Below are 21,644 nucleotides of genomic sequence, written 5' to 3' on the forward strand. Positions count from 1 at the left end.
GGGATCATGGGGTGCCGTCGGGTCGTCGTGCGGCGCGAGTCTCGCGCCCTCGGCTCGCCGGCCACCCCTGACGACCCGTAGGCGGAACCACCATGACTGCGCTCACCACCACCGAGCCCCCGAGCGAGGCGCTGACCGATCCCGGCGTCGACGCCGCCGACCTCGCGACCTTCCTGGAGGTCGCGGACCGGATCAGCCGGCTCCCGTCGGACCACCCGCAGCTCGCCGTGGCCCGCCGCGCGACGTCGGCGCTGTTCAAGGCGGCGAAGAAGCAGCGTCGCGCGGAGCGCCGCGACGCGATCGGCGCGGCCGACCGTGAGGTCGTCGCCGCCACCGCGACCGGCAGCCCCGGTCGGATCGACGACGAGACGCGTGGGATCCCGCTGGTCAGCACCGCGCGCGGTGCCACCGCCGGCACGCTGCGTCGGGCGCGTGCGTGCTACATCTGCAAGCAGCCGTACGTGCAGGTGGACGCGTTCTACCACCAGCTGTGCCCCGAGTGCGCGCTGCTCAACCACGCCAAGCGGGACGCGCGCACCGACCTGACGGGCCGCACCGCGCTGCTCACCGGCGGCCGCGCGAAGATCGGCATGTACATCGCCCTGCGCCTGCTGCGCGACGGCGCCCGCACCACGATCACCACGCGCTTCCCGCGCGACGCCGCCCGCCGGTTCGCCGCGATGGAGGACAGCGCCGAGTGGCTCGACCGGCTCACGATCGTCGGCATCGACCTGCGCGACCCTGCCCAGGTGGTCGCCTTGGCCGACGACGTCGCCGCGCGCGGACCTCTCGACATCCTCATCAACAACGCCGCGCAGACCGTGCGCCGCTCCCCCGGCTCGTACTCGCGCCTCGTGGACGCCGAGCTCGAGCCGCTGCCCGACGGCCCTCTCCCTGAGCTCGTGACCTTTGGTCGCACCAGCAGCGCCCACCCGCAGCAGCTGGCGGGCGCGGTCACCGAGCTCAGCAGCCCTGCGCTGCCGCTCGCCCGGCAGGCCGGTGTCGCGGAGCTGGCGCTCACTGCCGAGGCCGCGTCGCTCGAGCGGCTCGTCGCCGGCACCGGGATCGACGCCGGCGGCCTCGTCCCGGACGTCGTCGACACCAACAGCTGGGTCGCGACGGTGGACCAGGTCGACCCGATGGAGCTGCTCGAGGTCCAGCTGTGCAACCAGACGGCGCCCTTCATCCTCGTGAGCCGCCTGCGTCCGGCCATGCGGCAGTCCGGCGGTCGCTACTCCTACGTGGTCAACGTCTCGGCGATGGAGGGCGTGTTCTCGCGCGGGTACAAGGGCCCCGGCCACCCGCACACCAACATGTCCAAGGCCGCCCTGAACATGCTGACGCGCACGAGCGCCACCGAGCTCGCCGAGGACGGCATCCTCATGACGAGCGTCGACACCGGGTGGATCACCGACGAGCGCCCGCACACCACCAAGGTGCGGCTCGCCGAGGAGGGCTTCCACGCCCCCCTCGACCTCGTCGACGGGGCTGCGCGCGTGTACGACCCCATCGTGCGCGGCGAGGCGGGCGAGGCGCTGTTCGGCTGCTTCCTCAAGGACTACACGCGATCGGCCTGGTGACCTCTCGTCGGCACTGCCGGTCGGTCCGTCCCTTTGGTCCGAGACGGGTCACCCGTTCGGCGCAGACCCCGCGCAACGTCACCCGCTAGACCTTGCGGACGCCCGGCGTGGACGCCGTAGCGTCAGCCCAGCAGGCTCGAGAAGCGGGCGTGTGGCGCTAGGAGACGGACGTGAGTGCAGCGGGGCGCGACCCGCAGTGGCGTGAGGCTGAGCGCTTCGCCGAGCGCCACGCGCGCATGGTGCTCGCGCTCGTCGACGTCCGCGTCACGCCCGACGACGGCAGCCCGGTGGACCTGCTCGGCCAGGACTTCGCCGCCATGGTCGACCGCAGCCGCGCGCCCGTCGGCACCATGCCGCTCGAACGGCTGCGCCTCGCCGCGGGCTCCCGCACGGCCGCCTTCTACTCGCGCTCCGGCTACGCCAAGACCGCGCTGCTGTGGGCCGACCGGCACGCCGTCGCCCTTTTCGCCTACACCGACGACGGCTACGCGGCGCCGGTGAACGAGGCCGCGCGCGAGCTGATCGAGCGCGGGCACGCGGACAGCGAGCGCAAGGTGCTCGTGGAGATCGCTCAGGTCTCCCGGCTCGCGAACGAGCAGCGCGCCGCGCTCGAGCGGCGCGAGCGCGAGGCCTATGCCGCGGCCCTACGCGAGACCGAGCGCGAGCAGGCGGCCGAACGCGCACGCCGCGCCGCGCGCGAGCGCGCGGAGGCCGTCCTGGGGCGCACGGTCGCGCTGCTGCTGCGCGTGCGGCTCGACACCCACGCGCTGAGCACGACGGTCAAGACGCTGGCCGAGTCCCCGGTGGCGGACGCCGTGGCCGACGCGTCGCGGCGCCTGACGATGTTCGAGCGCCCCGCGGCCCTCGCGCGCGTCCGCGCGCAGTTCATCGACGCCGCCGCCGCGCTCGACGTGATCACGCCGCCCTCGGGACGCGACGCCTCGAGCTATCGAGCCGCCCGGCGCGCCGTGGACGACGGCCTCGACGCCCTGGACGAGGCCTCTGGCGAGCACACCTCCGGGCACGTGGCGCCGGACGTCGTCGGCGCGGCGCTGCGACGAGCCGCACGGTCGTGGCAGATCGTGGTGGCCGAGGTCGTCCGGGCCGCGCCCGCTCCGCCGCCACCGACGGTCCCCACCCAGCGGGCCGCGCAGCACCGGGCCGAGCCCGTCGCCTCCTGAGGGCCGGCCGACGCTAGCGGCGCTCGTACAGCCCGCGCACGTACCCGGCCTGGCCCAGGTGCTGAAGACCGTCACCCACGACGCTCACCAGCCGCACGCCGAGGGTCACCGGCGGGTCCCAGCTCGTGTCGACCACCCGGTCGAGGTCGGCATCGGTCAGCGTGCCGAGATAGCGACGGGTCGCCGCGGCCACGTCGTCGAGGTAGCCGAGCAGCAGCGCGCCTGAGACCTTGACCGCCGCGACGCTGTCGGCGTCCTGGCCGTAGCCGCTCTCGGCGTCGTCGAACGGCAGCGCGAACCGTCGCGCCCAGCCGCCCGCCGTCCACACCTGCTCCGTGCCGGCGAGCGGCGCGACCTGCGCGTCCTCGCCGCGCGCGATGTGCCACGCGAGCCACCCGAGGGTGTTGGCGCGCGGGTCGGGCCGCCACTCCAAGGCCGCGTCGTCCAGCCCGTCGACGACCCGGTGCACGCCGGGAGCGACCCGGCCGAAGGCCTCGAGGAGCGTCTCCAGGGCGTCCATCAGGCCACCTTGGTGTGCGCCGACCGCACGAGCACCGCCGCGCTGCCGACGACGAGGGAGTCCTCGACGAGGGCCGCGCGCGCGTCGGGCCGGAGCCACGACGGTCCACCGTCCGCGGCCCACGCGCGCCACGCGGCTCCGGCGTGCGCGCCGAGGAACGCACCGATGGCGCCCACGGGGGCGGCGACCACCACCGCGCGCAGCGGCCGCCGCTCCGCGACGGCCAGACCCGCGGCGCCGAGGGCACCGGCGAGCACGCGGGCGTCGAGCATCGGCCGGCCGAGCCTGCTCGGCGTGACCGGCAGCTTGTCGGCGACCAGCTCGCCGATCGCGGCGAGCCGCCCGACCGAGCGCAGCAGCACCGCGCCGGCCCCGGTACGACCTCGGGCCGCGACGGCCAGCGGCACGGTCAGGGACACCGACGACCGACCGCCGGTCGCGAGGCCCAGGGCGAAGGAGCGCGTGAGAGAACCCATGCCTCGTGTGTACCTCGTGGTCCGTCTGGCGGCACCTCGAGCGATCAGGCGGGCGTGAGCGGCTCCACGCCGGACTCGGAGTCCAGGTGGTCGGACATCGCGTCGAGGAACGTGCGCAGCGCGGGTCGCGCCTCGGGTGGCACCGCGGCGGCGATGGCCGCCATCGCCTGGTGCATCGCCTGAAGGCGTGAGCGGATCTGCTGGTGGGCGTGCGGCGTGCTCGTCACCACCACCGAGCGCCGGTCGGTGGGGTGCGTGGCGCGCTCCAGGTGCCCGGACGCGGCGAGGCGGTCCAGGAGCTTGGTGGTCGAGGCCGTCGAGATGTTGAGGTATGCGCTGATGTCCCGGGGGTGCGCGTGCCCGCCCGCGGCCTCAGTTGCCATGACGAACTGCAGAGCCTGCATGTCGGTGCCGTTCATGGACATCCCCGCGCTCATGCGCCGGCGCATGTCGACGTCCGCGCGGCGGAACCGTCGGACGGCTTGCAGCAGGTCGGCGACCGACGGATCGTCGGCGTACCAGTAGTGCGGGACATCGGTCATGGTTGGATCCTAGTCTGGTTAACTACTAGCCTGGCTAGTCATCGACGAACGTCGACCCGTCCGAGCAGGAGGACACCGCATGGACCACCCGCCCTACGGCGACCTCGTCGTCCTGCTCGACCCCGACGGACGCCCGGCCGGCACGGCTCCGCGCGCCTCGGTGCACGGCGTGAGCACGCCCCTGCACCTGGCGTTCTCGTGCTACCTGCTCGACTCCGCGGGGCGACTCCTGGTCACGCGGCGCGCGCTGAGCAAGCGGACCTGGCCCGGGGTGTGGACCAACGCGTTCTGCGGCCACCCGCGGCCCGGCGAGCCGATGCAGGCGGCGGTCCACCGGCATGCGCGCCACGAGCTCGGCATCACGGTCGACGCCCTCGAGGTGGTCCTGCCGGACTTCCGCTACACGGCACGGGACGCGGCGGGGGTGATGGAGAACGAGGTCTGCCCCGTCTTCGTCGCCACCACGCGCGACGACGTCGCGCCGCACGCCGACGAGGTCGCGGACCTGGCCTGGACCACGCCCGACGAGCTCGCGTCCGCGGTCGCCGCCACGCCCTGGGCGTTCAGCCCGTGGATGGTCGAGCAGGTGCCCCAGCTGGTCGGCCTGCTGGGCGGCGCCTCGCGCGTCCCCAGGGCGGCGGTGGTCTGAGTGCAGCGCTTCTTCGACGACGCGCAGGCGCACGCGGCACCGCTGGGTGCCGAGTACGTCGCGCTCTGGACCGCCATGCGCTCGGCGAGCGACGGGGGGCGGCGCCTGAGGCCTGCGCTCGCCGTCGAGGCCTACCGGGCGCACGGTGGCAGCGACGCGCACGCGGCCCAGCGGCTCGGCGACGGCATCGAGCTGCTGCACACGGCGTTCGTCATGCACGACGACGTCATCGACCACGACCTGCGCCGCCGGGGCCGGCCGAACGTCAGCGGCGAGTTCGGCAGCCGCGCCCGCGCCGAGGGTGCCGACCGGACGGCGGCGGCCGGCTACGGCCAGGCCGCGGGGATCCTGGCCGGTGACCTCGCCCTGGTGGGTGCGCTCGTCGAGATCGCATCGGTCGCGGTGGACACGACGACACGCGACCGCCTGCTGGCACTGGTGCACGCCGCGGTGCGGGTGTCGGCCGCGGGCGAGCTCGACGACGTCTATCTCGGTCTCGGCACGCGCGTCGCCTCGGTGGACGAGACGCTCGCCGTGGCCGAGCACAAGACGGCCGCGTACTCCTTCGCCCTCCCGTTGCAGGCGGGCGCGCTGCTGGCCGGCGCCTCGCCCGACCAGCTCGACCGGCTGGGCGAGCTGGGCAGGCTGCTGGGCATCGCCTTCCAGCTCTGCGACGATCTACTCGGGGTGTTCGGCGACGAGGCCGAGACCGGCAAGAGCACGCTGTCCGACCTGCGGGAGGGCAAGATGACGGCGCTGGTGGCGTACGCCGCGCGGACCCCGGCGTGGGACTCCATCCGCGCGCAGCTGGGCGACCCGAAGCTGACCGCGGCCGACGCCGGCACGCTCCGCGCGCGGCTCGAGGCCTGCGGCGCGCGGTCCTTCGTCGAGTCGCTCGTCGAGAGCCACCTGCAGTCCGCGCGGGCCCTCGCGGCCGCCGCCGGGCTGGACTCGGTGATCGAGCGCGTGTCCGCCCTCGCCGCCCGCGACACCGGGAGGGCCGCGTGAGAGGCACCGGACGGGCGGTGCCCGACGCGGCGGCCCTCTACGACATCGCCGCCGAGCACGCGACCGCCCAGATCGTCGAGGAGTACTCGACGTCGTTCGCGCGCGCGTGCCGGCTGCTGGCCGAACCCGTCCGCACGCACGTGCGCAGCATCTACGGCCTCGTGCGGCTCGCGGACGAGATCGTGGACGCCGAGTCCCTCGACCTGTCCCCCGCCGAGCGCGCGGCGCTGCTCGACGACCTCGAGCAGCAGACGTCCCAGGCGATGGCGCGCGGCTTCTCGACGAACCTCGTGGTGCACGCCTTCGCGCGCACCGCCCGCACATGCGGCATCGACGGTACGCTCGTCGCACCGTTCTTCGCGTCGATGCGCACTGATCTCGAGCGCACGGAGCACGACGCCGCGTCGCTCGACACCTACGTCTACGGCTCCGCCGAGGTCGTGGGCCTGATGTGCTTGAAGGCGTTCCTCGCCGACGAGCCCCACCCGCAGGAGCAGTACGTCCTCCTGGAGCCGGGCGCGCGACGGCTGGGTGCGGCGTTCCAGAAGGTCAACTTCCTGCGCGACATCGCCGCGGACCACGACACGCTCGGTCGCACGTACTTCCCCGGGGTCGTGCCGCAGGACCTCACGGAGGCGCAGCGCGACCTGCTCCTCGACGACATCGACGCGGACCTCGCCGCCGCGGCCGAGGCGATCGCGCTCCTGCCGGCGTCGTCGCGCCGCGCGGTCCGCTGCGCCCACAACCTGTTCGCCGCGCTCTCGCACCGGCTGCGGGCCACGCCCGCCGCGCAGATCGGCCGCCGCCGGGTCAGCGTGAGCACGCCGGCCAAGGCTCGCATCGTGCTGCGCGCCATGCTGTCGGGTGCACGATGAGCCAGGCGACGACCGGGAGGCGCGCGGTCGTCATCGGCGCCGGCATCGCGGGGCTCGCCACCGCGGCACTGCTCGCCCGGGACGGGTACGACGTCGAGGTGCTCGAGCAGCGCGACGAGATCGGCGGGCGGGCCGGCGTCTGGGAGGCCGGCGGCTTCCGGTTCGACACCGGTCCGTCGTGGTACCTGATGCCCGAGGTCTTCGACCACTTCTTCGCGTTGTTCGGCACCACCGTCGCGGACGAGCTCGACCTGGTCACCCTGGACCCGGCCTACCGGGTCTTCTTCGAAGGGGAGGCCGGGCCGCTGGAGCTGGCCACCGGGCGCGCACCCGAGCAGTTCGAGCGGCTGGAGCCGGGTGCGGGCGCTGCCCTGTCGTCGTACCTCGAGTCCGCCCGCGAGGCGTACGGGCTCGCGCTCGACGAGTTCCTCTACACCACGTTCACGTCGCCGCGGAGTCTCGCGTCGAGGTCGGTGCTGCGCCGGGCACCGCGGCTCGCCCGGCTGCTGACCACGTCCCTGGAGACGCACGTCGCGCGGCGGTTCACGGATCGCCGGCTGCGGCAGGTGCTCGGGTACCCGGCCGTCTTCCTCGGAACCTCCCCCGAGCGCGCGCCGAGCCTGTACCACCTCATGAGCCACTGCGACCTGACCGACGGCGTGCGCTATCCCATGGGCGGCTTCGGGCAGCTCATCGACGCCGTCGCACGCGTGGGCGAGCGTGCGGGCGTCCGGGTGCGGACCGGCGCACGCGTCACCGGCATCGAGGTCGACGAGCATCGCGCCGCGCGCGGCGTGACGTGCGTCGTCGACGGAGTCAGCCGCACCGTGGATGCCGACGTGGTCGTCGGCGCCGGGGACCTGCACGATCTCGAGACCCGTCTGCTGCCCGCCCACCTGCGCACGTACCCCGAGACCTGGTGGGCCAAGCGCGATCCCGGACCCGGTGCCGTGCTGGTGTACCTGGGCGTGCGCGGCCGGCTCCCCCAGCTCGCGCACCACTCGATGTTCTTCACCGCGGACTGGCGCGCCAACTTCGGCGCCGTGCTCGGTCCGGACCGGCGGGTCCCCGAGAACGCGTCGCTCTACGTGTGCGCGCCGTCGCGCACCGACGCCTCCGTGGCCCCGGCAGGGATGGAGAACGTGTTCGTCCTGGTGCCCGTGCCGGCCGACGTGTCGGTGGGCGCCGGTGGCGTGGACGGCCGCGGCGACGCCGCCGTGGAGCGGGTGGCCGACGCCGCCATCGCGCGCATCGCGGCCTGGGCCGGCATCCCCGACCTGGCCGAGCGTGTCGTCGTGCGCCGCACGGTCGGGCCCGCCGACTTCGCGCGCGACCTGTCGTCGTGGTCCGGGGGCGCGCTCGGCCCCGCACACACGTTGCGGCAGTCCGCCTTCCTGCGGGGACGCAACGCCTCGGCCAAGGTCAGCGGCCTGCTCTACGCCGGCGGGTCGACGCTGCCCGGCATCGGCCTGCCGATGTGCCTGATCAGCGCGGAGAACGTGGCCAAACGGCTGCGCGGCGACCGCAGCTCCCGACCCCTGCCCGAGCCAGTGCCGAGCGTGGTGCCGTGAGAGGGGCCTACCTGCTGACCGAGCTCGCGTTCCTGGCGTGCATCGTCGGTCTGGACGCACGCCTGCGGCTCTTCTTCTGGGCGGACGCGCGACGGGCGAGCGTGGTGCTGGCGGTGGGCCTGGCGTTCTTCCTCGTCTGGGACCTGGTCGCCATCGCGGCGGGCTTCTACGGGCGCGGCGGCAGCAGCGCCATGCTGGGCATCGAGGTCGCCCCGCACCTGCCCGTGGAGGAGCTGGTCTTCGTCACGTTCCTGAGCTACGTCACCATGGTGGTGCTCGCGCTCGTCCGGCGGGCACTGACCGCGCGGGGGACGGCGCGATGACCTACCTGACGCTGGCCGTGCTCTTCGTCGGGGCGTGCCTGGTCCTGGCCGTCGTGGTGGGCGTGCGCCGACGCGAGCCCCACTTCGCAGCGTCCATCGCGATCACAGCCGCGGTGCTCGTGGGGCTGACGATCGTGTTCGACAGCCTCATGGTGATCGCCGACCTGTTCCGCTACGACACGAACCTGCTGGTGGGGCTGCGCATCTGGCGGACGCCCGTCGAGGACCTCGCATGGCCGGTCGCCGCTGCGCTGCTGCTGCCGTCGGTCTGGGCGCTGACCGGACCGGCGCGCCGCCCGGCCGACGAGGAGCGCGAGGTGAACCGTGTCGGTTGACGCCCATCCCGTGCGTGCGGGGCTCGCGCAGGTCGTGGGATCGTCGCGCCCGCTGTCGTGGATCAACACGGCCTACCCGTTCGCCGCCGCGTTCCTGCTGGCGGGCGGCGACGACATCCTGACGCTCGTGGTGGGCACGCTCTACTTCCTGATCCCCTACAACCTGCTGATGTACGGGATCAACGACGTGTTCGACTACGAGTCGGACCTGCGCAACCCGCGCAAGGGTGGCGTCGAGGGCGTGGTGCTCGACGACCGGTGGCACCGCACGACGCTGTGGGCCGCCGTCCTGAGCAACGTGCCGTTCCTGGTCGCCCTGGTGTGGCTCGGCAACGGCTGGTCGGACCTGGTGCTCGCCATCAGCGTGTTCGCCGTCGTGGCCTACTCGGCGCCCGGCCTGCGGTTCAAGGAACGGCCCGTCGTGGACTCCCTCACGTCGAGCACGCACTTCGTGAGCCCGGCCGTCTTCGGGGTGACCCTGGCCGGCGGGAGCTTCACCCGCCCCGTCCTGGCCGTGCTCGCGGCCTACTTCCTGTGGGGAGCCGCCTCGCAGGCGTTCGGCGCGGTGCAGGACATCGGCGCCGACCGCGCCGCGGGCATCGGCTCGATCGCGACCGTGTTCGGCGCCCGGCGCACCGTCCGGCTCGCCATGGCGGGCTACGGCGCGGCGGCGGTGCTCATGCTCGGAGCGGGCTGGCCGGGCATGCTCGCCGCCGTGGTGCCGGTCGTCTACCTCGTGTCGATCTCGCCCTACCGCAACCTCACCGACGAGTCGTGCGAGGACGCCAACCGCGGCTGGCGCTGGTTCCTGGTGCTCAACCTCGTGATGGGCTTCCTCGTGACGCAGCTGCTCATCGTCATGGCCCTGACGTCCAGCGACTGAGACGGACCGCCCTACCCCCTGGCGTCGGCTCGAATCGTTGTTATACCTCCGCGCAAGGTCACGAGCACCAGCACGCAGCCCCGGCTCGCTGGTCAGCAACCCCCGTCACCGGGGTGCTCCGGGAGATGACCTGGCCCCGTGGTCGTCACGGGGCAAGCGTGAGAGGAGACCCATGTCTGAGCACGTCATCGCCCTGTCGGGCAACCCGCGCGCCGGTTCGCGCACCACCGCCGCGGCGACCGCCGTCGCCGACCGGCTCGCGGCCTCCGTCCTGGACGGGGAGGCGGTCCGCACGATCGACCTGTCCGCCCTGGCGGGCGAGATCTTCGCCGCCGAGCACCCGGCGGCCGACGAGGCGCTGGCGGCGCTGCGGTCCGCGCGGCTGCTCGTCGTCGCCACGCCGGTCTACAAGGCGTCCTACACGGGCCTGCTCAAGGCCTTCCTGGACCTGTACGGACCGAACGGCCTCGCGGGCGTGGTGGCCGTGCCCCTGGTGGTGTCCGGCAACCCCGCGCACGCCCTGGCCGGCGAGGTGCACCTGCGGCCGCTGCTCGTCGAGCTCGGCGCGGTGGTGCCGACGCGGTCGATCACCGTACTCGACTCGCAGCTGGCGCAGCTCGACGAGGCGCTCGACGGCTGGCTCGCGGGCGGTGCGCTCGAGTCGCTGACCGCAGCGCTGCAGCCCGTCGCGGCCGGCGTCGCCCGATGACCGCCGAGGCGTTGCGCCCGCTCGAGCGGCTCCTGCACGAGCAGGACGAGCCGCAGCTGACCCCCGACGAGTACAAGGCCGTGTTCCGCCGGCATGCGGCGGGCGTCGCCGTGGTCACCCTCCGGGACGGCGACCGCCCGGTCGGCTTCACGGCCACGTCGGTGATCTCGGTGTCCGCCGCTCCCCCGATCCTGGCGTTCTCGTTGGCGTCCTCGTCCTCGTCCTGGCCGGCGATCTCCCGCGCGGAGACGCTCGCGATCAGCCTGCTGACGGCGAACCAGGGTGACGTCTCGGCTCGGTTCGCCACCAGTGGGATCGACCGGTTCGCCGACGGCGGCTGGCGCGCGCTCGACACCGGCGAGCCCGTCATCGAGGACGCGGGCGCGTGGGTCCGCGGCCGCGTGCTGCAGCGCGTGCCGGTCGGTGACAGCTACCTGGTCACGGTGCGTGCGCTCGAGCACGGCACGAGCGAGTCGGCCGGGCCACTCGTCTACCTCGACCGGCACTACCACCCGGTCGGCGACTACGAGATCTGATCGACCAGGGGCCGCCGGCATGCCGTCGGCGGCCCCCATGGGTCAGCGTCCCGCCAAGGCCCGAGCCCCCGGCATCAAGGAACCGTCAAGGTCAGGCTGACGGCGTCCACGGCGACGTAGACCTGAGACGTGCCCGGTCCTCGAGCACCGGCCCCCGGGGCCGTCGCTCGTCGAAAGCCGTGAGACCCGTGACCGACCTGGCCCTCCTCGCGCTGACCGTGGCGTTCTTCGCCGCGATCGCGCTCCTCGCGCACCGAGCGGACCGCTCATGAGCGGGTACGACCTCGCGGGCCTCCTGGTGGCAGCCGCGCTGCTCGTGTACCTCGTGACGGCGTTGCTGCACGCCGACCGGTCCCGGTGAGCGCCGTGCAGGTCCTCACCGCCGTGGCCCAGGTGCTGATCGTCGTCGCCGTGCTGGCGGCGACGCACCGGCCCCTCGGCGACCACGTCGCGCGCGTGCTGTCCTCGCCGCGCCACCTTCGCCTCGAGCGCGCCGGCTACCGGCTCATGCGGGTGGACCCGGACGCGGACCAGCGGTGGAGCACGTACCTGCTCTCCCTGCTCGGCTTCTCGCTCGCGTCCGTGCTCCTCCTGTTCGGTCTCGCGCGACTGCAGGACCGCCTCCCGCTCGACGTCGGTGCGCCGTCCATGGACCCTGCCGGTGCGTGGAACGTCGCGGTCTCCTTCGTCACCAACACCAACTGGCAGTGGTACTCGGGCGAGACCGCAGCGGGTCACCTGCTGCAGATGACCGGCCTCACGGTCCAGAACTTCGTCTCCGCGGCGGTCGGCATCGCGGTGATGGCGGCCCTGGCGCGCGGCTTCGCCAGGAGCGGCGAGCGCGGACGCGTCGGGAACTTCTGGAGCGACCTCGTGCGCTCGACCGTGCGCGTGCTGCTCCCCCTCGCGGTCCTTGCCGCGATCGCGCTCATCGCCGGTGGCGTCATCCAGAACCTGCACGCCCACACGGACGTCACCACGCTCACGGGTGGCACGCAGGCGGCGCTCGGCGGGCCCGTCGCCTCCCAGGAGGCGATCAAGGAGCTGGGCACCAACGGGGGCGGCTTCTTCAACGCCAACTCGGCGCACCCGTTCGAGAACCCCACGCCCTGGACCAACGTGCTCGAGGTCGTCCTGCTGCTGCTGGTCCCGTTCGCACTGCCCCGCACGTTCGGCGTCCTCGTGGGCGACAAGCGTCAGGGCACCGCGATCGCCGCCACCATGGGCGGGCTGTGGGCGACGTCGGTGGCCCTGCTCACCTGGGCCGAGATGGCGGGGCCGGGCCTGGTCCCCCAGGCCGCGGGCGGCGCGATGGAGGGCAAGGAGGTCCGCTTCGGCGAGGCCGCGTCCGCGCTGTTCGCCGCCTCGACGACGGGCACCTCGACGGGCGCCGTCAACGCCATGCACGACTCTCTGACCGCGCCGGGCGGCGGCGCGGCGCTGGTGAACATGCTCCTGGGCGAGGTCGCGCCGGGCGGCGTCGGCTCCGGCGTGTACGGCATGGTGGTGCTCGCCATCGTGGCGGTGTTCCTCGCGGGGCTCATGGTGGGCCGCACCCCCGAGTACCTGGGCAAGAAGCTGGCGCGGCCCGAGATCACGCTCGTCGCGCTGTCCGTGCTCACCATGCCGGCGGTGGTGCTCGTCGGCGGCGCCCTCGCCATCACGCTGCCCGCCGGCCTGGCCGGGATCCAGGAGCCGGGAGCGCACGGGCTGAGCGAGGTGATGTACGCGCTGGCGTCGGCGGGCAACAACAACGGGTCGGCCTTCGGCGGCCTGAGCACCGGCACCCCGTTCTACGAGACGTTGCTCGGCATGGCGATGCTGATCGGCCGGTTCGTGCCGATCGCGCTGGTCCTCGCGCTCGCGGGCCGGCTCGCGAGCGCACGCCGGGTGCCCGCGACGGCCGGCACCCTGCCCACCCACACGCCGGTGTTCGTGGGCCTCCTGGTCACCGTGACCCTCGTGGTCGTCGGCCTGACGTTCGTCCCCGTCCTCTCGCTCGGTCCCGTCGTGGAGTCGCTGTCATGAGTACCGCCCTCGCTTCCCCTCCCACCACCGTCCGCGCCCAGCCCATGGGATCGGCCCTGTCGGGACGCCAGCTCGCCGCCGCGCTGCCCTCGGCCCTGCGGGGCATGAGCCCGCGAGCGCTCTGGGACTCGCCGGTGCTGTTCGTCGTCGAGGTGGGTGCCGCCTTCACCACGGTGCTGGCCGTCGCCGAGCCCAGCAGGTTCGCCTGGGCGATCACCGCGTGGCTCTGGCTCACGGTGCTGTGCGCGACCCTCGCCGAGGCCGTCGCCGAGGGTCGCGGCAAGGCACAGGCGGCGAGCCTGCGCGCGACCTTGCGCGAGACGACGGCCCGCCGCAGGTCCCCCGGAGGCGAGACCGTCCAGGTCCCCTCCTCCACGCTGGTCGTGGGGGACGTGGTGCTCGTGTCCGCCGGCGAGACGATCCCGGGCGACGGGGATGTCGTCGAGGGCGTCGCGAGCGTCGACGAGTCGGCGATCACGGGTGAGTCCGCCCCGGTCATCCGCGAGTCCGGCGGGGACCGGTCCGCCGTCACGGGTGGGACCGTGGTGCTGTCCGACGAAATCGTCGTCCGCATCACCGCGCCGGCAGGTCAGACGTTCGTGGACCGGATGATCGCGCTCGTCGAGGGATCGGAGCGCCAGCGCACCCCCAACGAGGTGGCGCTCAACGTGCTGCTCACGTCGCTCACGATCGTCTTCCTGCTCGCCGTCGTGACGCTGCAGCCTTTCGCGAGCTACTCCGGCGCTGCGCAGTCGCTCGTGGTGCTCGTCGCGCTGCTCGTGTGCCTCATCCCCACCACGATCGGCGCCCTGCTCTCCGCGATCGGCATCGCGGGGATGGACCGGCTGGTCCGGCGCAACGTGCTCGCGATGAGCGGCCGCGCGGTCGAGGCGGCGGGCGACGTGGACGTGCTGCTCCTCGACAAGACGGGCACCATCACGTTCGGCAACCGGCAGGCCGCGGAGCTGCTCCCGGCCGCGGGCGTCGACGCCGCGGAGCTCGCGGACGGGGCCCAGCTGTCGTCGATGGCCGACGAGACGCCCGAGGGCCGCTCGGTGCTCGTCCTCGTCAAGGAGCGCTTCGGGCTGCGGGAACGAGCCGACGGCGAGCTGGTCGGCGCGGAGCTGGTGCCGTTCACGGCCCGCACCCGGATGAGCGGCGTGGACCTGAGCGATCGACGCGTGCGCAAGGGCGCGACGTCCGCCGTGACCACCTGGGTGCTCACCTCGGGCGGCGTCGTCGGCGCCGACGTCGGTGCGACCGTCGACGCCATCTCGGCCTCCGGCGGCACGCCGCTCGTCGTCGCAGAGCAGCGCGGGCAGGCGCCGGCCCGGGTGCTCGGGGTGATCCATCTCAAGGACGTGGTCAAGGACGGGATGCGGGAGAGGTTCGACGCGCTGCGCGCCATGGGCATCCGCACCGTCATGGTGACCGGCGACAACCCGCTGACGGCGCGCGCGATCGCGGCCGAGGCGGGCGTGGACGACGTCCTCGCCGAGGCGACCCCGGAGGACAAGCTCGCGCTCATCCGTCGGGAGCAGGAAGGCGGCCGGCTGGTCGCCATGTGCGGGGACGGCACGAACGACGCCCCGGCGCTCGCGCAGGCCGACGTGGGCGTCGCCATGAACACGGGCACGTCGGCCGCGAAGGAGGCGGGCAACATGGTGGACCTCGACTCGAACCCCACCAAGGTCATCGAGGTGGTCGAGATCGGCAAGCAGCTGCTCATCACGCGCGGCGCGCTCACCACGTTCTCGGTGGCCAACGACGTCGCCAAGTACTTCGCCATCCTTCCCGCGATGTTCGCGGTGGCGATCCCGCAGCTCTCGGTGCTCAACGTCATGCGCCTGCACAGCCCCGAGTCCGCGATCCTCTCGGCCGTGGTCTTCAACGCCCTCGTCATCGTCGGGCTGCTGCCGCTCGCACTGCGCGGCGTGCGGTACACGCCGTCGTCGGCGTCCGCACTCCTACGACGCAACCTGCTGCTGTACGGGCTGGGCGGGGTCATCGCCCCGTTCGTCGGCATCAAGCTCATCGACCTGCTCGTCACGCTCGTGGGGATCATCTGATGGCCGCCACCGGCACGCTCCCGACCGCACGACCCGTGGGAGGCCTGGTGCTCGCGTTCTGGCGGCAGGGCTGGGCAGGGCTGCGCGTCCTGCTCGTGCTCAGCGTGCTGCTGGGCGTCGCCTACCCGCTCGCGATGACCGGCGTGGGTCAGGCGTTGTTCGCCTGGCAGGCGAACGGCTCGTTGCTCACGGCGGCCGGTGCACGAACCTCCGACCGTTCGCAGGCCGTCGGCTCCGCACTGATCGGTCAGCAGTTCGAGGGCGACGCCTGGTTCTACCCGCGCCCGTCCGTCGCGGGTGACGGGTACGACACGCTCGCCTCGGCGGGCTCCAACCTCGGACCGCTCAGCACCGACCTGCTCGCCACGGTCGAGGAGCGTCGCGCGCAGGTGGCGGCCGAGGACGGGGTCGCCCCTGGCCGCGTCCCGCCCGACGCCGTCACGGCATCGGGCTCGGGCCTCGACCCGGACATCTCCCCCGCGTACGCGCGGCTCCAGGTCGCTCGGGTCGCCGCCGCGCGCGGGGTGCCGGCCGCCGACGTCGCGACGATCGTGGACCGCCTGGTCGTGGGCCGTGACCTGGGAGTCCTCGGCGAGCCTCGCGTCAACGTGCTGCGTCTCAACCTGGCGCTGCGGACAATGGGCTCGTGAGCAGCGACGGCACCGAGGTGGACGAGGAGCGCCCTCGCCGAGGGCGCCTCACCGTCTACCTCGGTGCCGCGCCCGGTGTCGGCAAGACCTACGCGATGCTCGACGAGGCGCACCGGCGGTCGGCCCGCGGGACGGACGTCGTCGTGGGCCTGATCGAGACGCACGGCCGCGCAGCCACCGCCGCGCAGGTGGACGGTCTCGAGGTGATCCCGCGCCGCTCGCTGACCCATCGCGGCGTGACGCTCACCGAGCTGGACACCACGGCCGTGCTCGCCCGGGCCCCCCAGGTGGTGCTCGTGGACGAGCTCGCCCACACCAACGTCCCCGGGTCTACGCACGCCAAGCGTTGGCAGGACGTGCACGACCTCCTGGCCGCCGGGATCGACGTCGTGACCACGGTCAACGTGCAGCACCTCGAGTCGCTGAACGCCGACGTCGAGGCGATCACGGGCGTGCGCCAGCAGGAGACGGTCCCCGACCACGTCGTGCGGGACGCGGACCAGATCCAGCTCGTCGACCTGCCGCCCGAGGCCCTGCGCCGCCGGCTCGCGCACGGCAACGTGTACCGCTCGGAGCAGATCGACGCCTCGATGTCCGCGTTCTTCCGCGTGGGCAACCTGACGGCGTTGCGCGAGCTCGCCCTGCTGTGGCTCGCCGACCGGGTCGACGACGCTCTCGCGTCCTACCGGCGCGACCACCGGATCGACACCCCCTGGCCGGCCCGGGAGCGCGTGGTGGTGGCGGTGACCGGTGGCCCCGAGAGCGACACGCTGCTGCGGCGCGGAGCCCGGATCGCGCAACGGGCCGCGGGCTCGGAGCTGCTCGCCGTCCACGTGCTCGCCAGCGACGGCCTGCCGAGCGCGGCCCCGACGGTGCTCGACGCACAGCGACGGCTCGTCGAGTCGCTCGGCGGCACGTTCCACACCGTCGTCGCGGAGGACGTGGGCGGCGGCGTGGTCGACTTCGCGCGCGGGGTCAACGCCACGATGATCGTCGTCGGCGTCTCGCGCCGCAGCCGCTGGCGCGAGGCGCTCTCGGAGAGCAACGGCACCGAGGTCGCACGGCTGGCCGGCTCCATCGACGTGCACCTCGTGACGCACGAGCACGCGCGCGGCGGTGAGTCGCGGCACCGCTCGCGCTCTCCCCTGTCGCCGCGCAGGCACGCGGTGGGCTGGGTCTTGGCCGTGGCCGGCCCGTTCGCCCTGACGGTCGTGCTCGCCGCGCTGCGCGACAACCTCGGGCTGCCCACCGACCTGCTCCTGTTCCTCGCCCTCACGGTGCTGGTTGCGCTGGTCGGCGGTCGATGGCCGGCCGTCGTGAGCGCGGTGGTGGGATTCGTGCTGCTGAACTGGTTCTTCACCGAGCCGCGCGGGCGACTCACCGTGGAGCAGCCTGAGAACGCGCTCGCGCTGGTCGTCTTCGTCCTGGTCGCGGCGGGCGTGGCGTCGGTCGTCGACCTGGCCGCGCGCCGCACCACGGAGGCCTTCCGCGCCCGCGCCGAGGCCTCGGCCCTCGCGGCCGTCTCCCGGTCCGTGCTCTCGGGCGAGGACACCGCGGCGGCGCTCGTGGCGCGCCTGCGCGAGACGTTCACGCTCGAGTCCGCCGCCCTCCTCGAGCGCAGCGGCGACGGCTGGGTCGCGCTCGCCACAGACGGGGCCGACCCGTCGCGTGACCCCGCCGCGGCGCAGACCGTGCTGGTCGTCGACGACCGGCGCGTGATCGCCCTGACCGGGCGACCGCTGCCCGCGGGCGACCGACGAGTGCTCGAGGCCTTCGCCTCGCAGGTCGGGATCCTGCTCGAGCAGGAGCACCTGCGCGCCCAGGCCGAGCAGGCGCGCGTGCTGGAGCAGGCCGACGCCACGAGGACCGCCCTGCTCGCGGCCGTCTCGCACGACCTCCGGACCCCGCTGGCGACGATCCGCGCCTCGGTGGACGGCCTGACGGCCTCTGACCTGCACCTGAGCGGCGCCGACCGTGCTGCGCTCGTCGGCACGCTCGCCACGTCGACGGCACGGCTGGAGCGGCTGATCGACAACCTGCTCGACCTGTCGCGCCTGCAGACGGGTAGCGTCCGGCCCATGCTGCGGGCCACGAGCCTCGACGAGATCGTCCCCCTGGCCGTGGAAGGCTACGCGCCGGGGCAGGTCCGCATGGACGTCCCGGAGTCGCTCCCCCTGGTGCTGACCGACCCGGGGCTCCTCGAGCGGGTGGTGGCCAACCTGGTCTCCAACGCCGTGCGGTACTCCCCGCACGGCTCGCCCGTCGCCGTCTCGGCCGCCCTGCTCGGGGACGCGATCACCCTGCGGGTGATCGACCGCGGTCCCGGCATCGCGGATGGGCTCAAGGGGCAGGTGTTCAGGCCGTTCCAACGTCTCGACGACTCGTCGGGCCCCGGCCTCGGGCTGGGGCTCGCCGTCGCCGAGGGCCTCGCGACGGCCGTCGGCGCCGACATCGCGGTCGACGACACCCCGGGTGGCGGCCTCACCATGACGGTGACCGTGCCCCTCGCGGAAGCGGGGACGCCGTGACGGCCGGCGGCAACCGCGTCCTCGTGGTGGACGACGAGCCCGGACTGGCCCGTGCGCTCGCGATCACCCTGCGGGCATCGGGCTGGGACGTGACCACCGCCGCGGATGGCACCTCGGCACTGGCCGCCGCCGCGGAGCACCTGCCGGACGTCGTGCTCCTCGACCTGGGCCTGCCCGACATGAGCGGGCTCGACGTGCTCGCCGCCCTCCGAGGCTGGACCCGCGTGCCGGTCGTGGTGCTCTCGGCCCGCCAGCACGGTGAGGACAAGGTGGAGGCCCTCGACGCCGGGGCCGACGACTACGTCACCAAGCCGTTCGCCATGAACGAGCTGCTGGCCCGGCTGCGCGCGGCCGTGCGCCGGTCGGTGGTCCCTTCGGACGGCGAGGCGGCCGTGGTGGAGGCCGGGGCCCTCGTCGTCGAGCTGGCTCGACGGCGCGTGCTGCGCGACGGCGTCGAGGTGCGCCTGACGCCGACCGAGTGGTCCATGCTCGAGGTCCTGGTGCGCAACAGGGGCAAGGTCGTCCCGCGTCGCCAGCTCCTGCAGGAGGTGTGGGGCCCGTCCTACGGCGACGAGACCAACTACCTGCGGGTCTACTCGGCACAGCTGCGGCGCAAGCTCGAGGACGACCCTGCCGCGCCGCGGCACATCATCACCGCGCCGGGCATGGGCTACGTGTTCGAGCCCTGACGACTCCCACGGGTGGCCGACTGGTACGTTCCGGACACGGACCGAGCACCGGAGGTGGGGATGACCGCCCGCGACCGCATGCGCTTGCGCACGGAGCCGGACCACTTCGGCCTGGTCCTGCTGCTGCTGGTCACGACGTACGTGCTGTTCGTGCTCGGCGACGGCGTCGTCGTGCGGCTCGCCGTCGGGGCGATGTACCTGGTGGCTCTCGTGATCGCGGTGCGCGCGTCGGCGCCCGGTCCGCGGCTGCGTCGCTTCGTCCAGGTGGTCGTGGTGGGAGCCGCGGTCGCGATCGTCGTCGCCGAGGTCGCGCTGCCGCGGGAGGCGGCCGCGGGGGTGACCGACTGCGCCCTCGCCGTGGTGCTCATCAGCACGCTCGTGTGCATCCTCGACCGGCTGCTGGTCGCGCGGGAGGTGACGCTGCGGCTGATCGCCGGCGCGCTGTCGGCGTATCTCATCGTCGGCATGATGTTCGCGAACTTCTTCGGCATCATCGCCTGGCTGCAGCCCGGACCGTTCTTCGTGAGCGACCAGGCGCCCGACGCGGAGGCGCTGCAGTACTTCTCCTTCGTCACGCTCACCACGCTCGGCTACGGCGACCTCACGGCCACCGGCAATGCCGGCCGTGGCCTGGCCGCGCTCGAGGCGCTCGTCGGTCAGGTGTTCCTGGCGACGCTCATCGCGCGGATGGTGAGCTCGTTCCGGCGCAAGGAGCGGGACGTCACGCCATCCGAGGAGGCCGAGGACCGGACGTGATCCGGGGGCGGCCGACGGTGAGGAGCGTGATGCCCTCGACGAGCACCTGGACGCCCAGCAGCACACCCAGCACCGTGAGCGTGGCCGCGACCGGGTTGACCAGGATCCAGCCGCCCAGCAGCACCGAGAGCACGCCGCCGATGACGAACAGCCACCGGCCGATCTGCACGGAGAACGCCATCACGACGCGCGTCACGCCCCCGGCCACGAAGACCGCACCGATGAACACCGTGATCCACAGCGCGCCGCGACCGGGGTTCTGCAGCACCAGCACGCCGAGCCCGGCCAGCACGATCCCACCGAGCAGCGCCCACCAGAAACCGTCCGACCGCAGCCTGGTGAACGACCACACCGCGAGCACGATGCCTGCGACCACGGCCGTCCAGCCGATCAGGAACACCGACACGGTGGTGGCCACCACCGTGTCGCCGAGGATCACGAGCCCGGCGATCAGCATGAGGATGCCGAAGACGATGTCCCAGCCGCTGCGGCGGCGCGCCACGGTCGCGTTCGTTGTGTCGCTCATGCCCTGATGATGGCGTATGCCCCGGCATGTCCTGGGGGCGCCGCGCCGGGTCGCGCGCCGGGGGCCCTCCGGCCACACTTTGGCGATGCGCACCATGGGAGTCGAGGAGGAGTTCCTCCTGGTCACGCCGGAGGGCAGGCCCACTGCGGTCGCCCCGACGGTTCTTCGTCACGCGGCCCTGGACGAGGAGGCGACGTCGGCCGAACCGGGTGGAGACCTGGAGAAGGAGTTCAAGCGGGAGCAGGTGGAGACCTCCACGCACCCGCGCACCGACGTGCGCGAGCTGCTCGACGAGATCCGGGCGGGGCGCGCTCGTACGTCGGAGTACGCGCGCCTGGCGGGGGCGGAGATCGCCGCGCTCGCCACGGCTCCGCAGGAGGTGGAGTCGACGGTGGTCCCGGACCGGCGCGCGCAGGAGATCCGCGCCCGGTTCGCGATGACCGCGCGCGACCAGCTCACGTGCGGGTGCCACGTGCACGTCGAGGTGGGCGACGACGACGAGGGCGTGCGGATCCTCGACCACCTGCGGCGCTGGACGCCCGTGCTCCTCGCGCTGAGCGCCAACAGCCCCGCCTGGCAGGGGTCACACTCGGGCTACGCGAGCTATCGCTCCCAGGTGTGGGGACGATGGCCGACCGCGGGACCGACGGCGCCGTTCGGCGATGCCGCGGGGTACCGCCGGGTCATCGAGGAGCTGCTCGCGTCGGGCACGATCCTCGACGACGGGATGGTCTACTTCGACGCGCGCCTCTCCGCGCGCTACCCCACGGTCGAGGTCCGGGTGGCCGACGTCTGCCTCGACGCCGCGGACGCCGCGCTGCAGGCGGTCCTGGTGCGCGGGCTCGCCGAGACCGCGCTGGCCGGTGGAGCCGAGCCGCCTCAGCCGCGCACGGAGCTGCTGCGCGCGGCCACGTGGCGTGCGGCGCACTCGGGCCTCTCCGGCGACCTGGTCAGCCCCACGACGGGCCGTCCGTCGCCCGCCGCCGACGTCGTGGCCGAGCTGCTGGCGCACGTCCGCCCCGCGCTCGAGGCGACGGGCGACCTCGAGTGGGCCGAGCGCCAGACGGCCACGGTCCTGCTCCGCGGCAACGGCGCGATCCAGCAGCAGGCCTGGCGCGCCGAGGGTGCCGACGACGACGAGGTGGTCCGCCGGGCGATCGCGCGCACCATCTCGCCGCACTGACGCCGGGCGCCTGCCGTCGGGCCGGGC

General features: G+C 73.6%; 23 protein-coding genes and 1 riboswitch. Of the genes, 19 read left to right on the top strand and 4 right to left on the bottom strand.

What is annotated here, in order from left to right:
- Positions 1 to 92: 92 nt before the first annotated feature.
- Together QRT05_RS08200 and QRT05_RS08205 are read left to right on the top strand one after the other, a co-directional pair.
- Positions 93 to 1,580, top strand: a complete 1,488-nt coding sequence (locus tag QRT05_RS08200; protein WP_289446604.1) for an SDR family oxidoreductase — start codon at positions 93 to 95, stop codon at positions 1,578 to 1,580.
- A 170-nt stretch (positions 1,581 to 1,750) separates the two neighbouring features.
- Positions 1,751 to 2,761 (top strand): hypothetical protein, encoded by a 1,011-nt coding sequence (locus tag QRT05_RS08205; protein WP_289446605.1) that lies wholly within the window; start codon positions 1,751 to 1,753, stop codon positions 2,759 to 2,761.
- Positions 2,762 to 2,774: 13 nt separating this feature from the next.
- Here the strand turns inward: QRT05_RS08205 and QRT05_RS08210 are convergent, their stop codons facing one another.
- The 3 genes from QRT05_RS08210 to QRT05_RS08220 are packed head-to-tail and all read right to left on the bottom strand — an operon-like array spanning position 2,775 to position 4,299.
- Complete coding sequence (locus QRT05_RS08210) at positions 2,775 to 3,281, bottom strand: mycothiol transferase (RefSeq protein ID WP_289446606.1); 507 nt, start codon at positions 3,279 to 3,281, stop codon at positions 2,775 to 2,777.
- Positions 3,281 to 3,757, bottom strand: coding sequence for a hypothetical protein (locus QRT05_RS08215; protein ID WP_289446607.1), 477 nt, complete (start codon positions 3,755 to 3,757; stop codon positions 3,281 to 3,283). Before QRT05_RS08215 ends, QRT05_RS08210 begins: the two co-directional genes overlap by 1 nt.
- Positions 3,758 to 3,801: 44 nt before the next feature.
- The gene (locus QRT05_RS08220; RefSeq protein ID WP_289446608.1) at positions 3,802 to 4,299 is read right to left on the bottom strand and encodes a MarR family winged helix-turn-helix transcriptional regulator; all 498 of its coding nucleotides are present in this window, start codon (positions 4,297 to 4,299) and stop codon (positions 3,802 to 3,804) included.
- Positions 4,300 to 4,378: 79 nt separating this feature from the next.
- On the opposite strand from QRT05_RS08220, the gene idi reads away from it, so the two are divergent.
- The 16 genes from idi to QRT05_RS08300 all read left to right on the top strand — a co-directional run bounded on the left by idi (position 4,379) and on the right by QRT05_RS08300 (position 19,908).
- Positions 4,379 to 4,948 carry an isopentenyl-diphosphate Delta-isomerase gene (gene idi, locus QRT05_RS08225; RefSeq protein WP_289446609.1) on the top strand — a complete coding sequence of 190 codons (570 nt, stop codon included), beginning with the start codon at positions 4,379 to 4,381 and terminating at the stop codon, positions 4,946 to 4,948.
- Positions 4,949 to 5,956 carry a polyprenyl synthetase family protein gene (locus QRT05_RS08230; protein ID WP_289446611.1) on the top strand — a complete coding sequence of 336 codons (1,008 nt, stop codon included), beginning with the start codon at positions 4,949 to 4,951 and terminating at the stop codon, positions 5,954 to 5,956.
- A complete protein-coding gene (locus tag QRT05_RS08235) occupies positions 5,953 to 6,831 on the top strand; it encodes a phytoene/squalene synthase family protein (protein ID WP_289446612.1) in 879 nt (292 codons plus the stop codon). Before QRT05_RS08230 ends, QRT05_RS08235 begins: the two co-directional genes overlap by 4 nt.
- Positions 6,828 to 8,402, top strand: coding sequence for a phytoene desaturase family protein (crtI, locus tag QRT05_RS08240; RefSeq protein ID WP_289446613.1), 1,575 nt, complete (start codon positions 6,828 to 6,830; stop codon positions 8,400 to 8,402). Before QRT05_RS08235 ends, crtI begins: the two co-directional genes overlap by 4 nt.
- Complete coding sequence (locus QRT05_RS08245) at positions 8,399 to 8,725, top strand: lycopene cyclase domain-containing protein (protein WP_289446614.1); 327 nt, start codon at positions 8,399 to 8,401, stop codon at positions 8,723 to 8,725. Before crtI ends, QRT05_RS08245 begins: the two co-directional genes overlap by 4 nt.
- On the top strand, positions 8,722 to 9,060 hold the full coding sequence (locus QRT05_RS08250) for a lycopene cyclase domain-containing protein (protein WP_289446616.1): 339 nt from the start codon (positions 8,722 to 8,724) through the stop codon (positions 9,058 to 9,060). The genes QRT05_RS08245 and QRT05_RS08250 overlap by 4 nt, the downstream gene beginning before the upstream one ends.
- Positions 9,050 to 9,943: a prenyltransferase gene (locus QRT05_RS08255; protein ID WP_289446617.1), complete on the top strand. Its 894-nt coding sequence runs from the start codon at positions 9,050 to 9,052 to the stop codon at positions 9,941 to 9,943. The genes QRT05_RS08250 and QRT05_RS08255 overlap by 11 nt, the downstream gene beginning before the upstream one ends.
- Before the next feature lie 56 nt (positions 9,944 to 9,999).
- Positions 10,000 to 10,108: riboswitch (SAM riboswitch) on the top strand.
- A 7-nt stretch (positions 10,109 to 10,115) separates the two neighbouring features.
- Complete coding sequence (locus QRT05_RS08260) at positions 10,116 to 10,652, top strand: NAD(P)H-dependent oxidoreductase (RefSeq protein WP_289446618.1); 537 nt, start codon at positions 10,116 to 10,118, stop codon at positions 10,650 to 10,652.
- Entirely contained in the window at positions 10,649 to 11,188 is a 540-nt protein-coding gene (locus QRT05_RS08265; protein ID WP_289446619.1) for a flavin reductase family protein, read from the top strand. The genes QRT05_RS08260 and QRT05_RS08265 overlap by 4 nt, the downstream gene beginning before the upstream one ends.
- 268 nt (positions 11,189 to 11,456) lie before the next feature.
- Positions 11,457 to 11,549, top strand: a complete 93-nt coding sequence (kdpF, locus tag QRT05_RS08270; RefSeq protein WP_289446621.1) for a K(+)-transporting ATPase subunit F — start codon at positions 11,457 to 11,459, stop codon at positions 11,547 to 11,549.
- 5 nt (positions 11,550 to 11,554) lie between these two features.
- Positions 11,555 to 13,216 (top strand): potassium-transporting ATPase subunit KdpA, encoded by a 1,662-nt coding sequence (kdpA, locus tag QRT05_RS08275; protein ID WP_289446623.1) that lies wholly within the window; start codon positions 11,555 to 11,557, stop codon positions 13,214 to 13,216.
- Positions 13,213 to 15,285, top strand: coding sequence for a potassium-transporting ATPase subunit KdpB (kdpB, locus tag QRT05_RS08280; RefSeq protein WP_289446624.1), 2,073 nt, complete (start codon positions 13,213 to 13,215; stop codon positions 15,283 to 15,285). Before kdpA ends, kdpB begins: the two co-directional genes overlap by 4 nt.
- A complete protein-coding gene (gene kdpC / locus QRT05_RS08285; protein WP_289446626.1) occupies positions 15,285 to 15,935 on the top strand; it encodes a potassium-transporting ATPase subunit KdpC in 651 nt (216 codons plus the stop codon). The genes kdpB and kdpC overlap by 1 nt, the downstream gene beginning before the upstream one ends.
- A complete protein-coding gene (locus tag QRT05_RS08290) occupies positions 15,932 to 18,463 on the top strand; it encodes a sensor histidine kinase (RefSeq protein WP_289446627.1) in 2,532 nt (843 codons plus the stop codon). Before kdpC ends, QRT05_RS08290 begins: the two co-directional genes overlap by 4 nt.
- Complete coding sequence (locus QRT05_RS08295; RefSeq protein ID WP_289446628.1) at positions 18,460 to 19,152, top strand: response regulator transcription factor; 693 nt, start codon at positions 18,460 to 18,462, stop codon at positions 19,150 to 19,152. Before QRT05_RS08290 ends, QRT05_RS08295 begins: the two co-directional genes overlap by 4 nt.
- Before the next feature lie 60 nt (positions 19,153 to 19,212).
- Positions 19,213 to 19,908: a potassium channel family protein gene (locus QRT05_RS08300; protein WP_289446629.1), complete on the top strand. Its 696-nt coding sequence runs from the start codon at positions 19,213 to 19,215 to the stop codon at positions 19,906 to 19,908.
- On the opposite strand, the gene QRT05_RS08305 is transcribed toward QRT05_RS08300, so the two are convergent.
- Entirely contained in the window at positions 19,874 to 20,434 is a 561-nt protein-coding gene (locus QRT05_RS08305; protein WP_289446631.1) for an HdeD family acid-resistance protein, read from the bottom strand. The genes QRT05_RS08300 and QRT05_RS08305 overlap by 35 nt on opposite strands.
- A gap of 85 nt (positions 20,435 to 20,519) precedes the next feature.
- Here QRT05_RS08305 and QRT05_RS08310 point away from each other — a divergent pair, with 85 nt between their 5' ends.
- The gene (locus QRT05_RS08310) at positions 20,520 to 21,617 is read left to right on the top strand and encodes a carboxylate-amine ligase (protein ID WP_326522639.1); all 1,098 of its coding nucleotides are present in this window, start codon (positions 20,520 to 20,522) and stop codon (positions 21,615 to 21,617) included.
- The last annotated feature ends 27 nt before the right edge of the window (positions 21,618 to 21,644 follow it).

The organism is Cellulomonas edaphi (genome assembly GCF_030362815.1).
GTDB lineage: Bacteria > Actinomycetota > Actinomycetes > Actinomycetales > Cellulomonadaceae > Cellulomonas > Cellulomonas edaphi.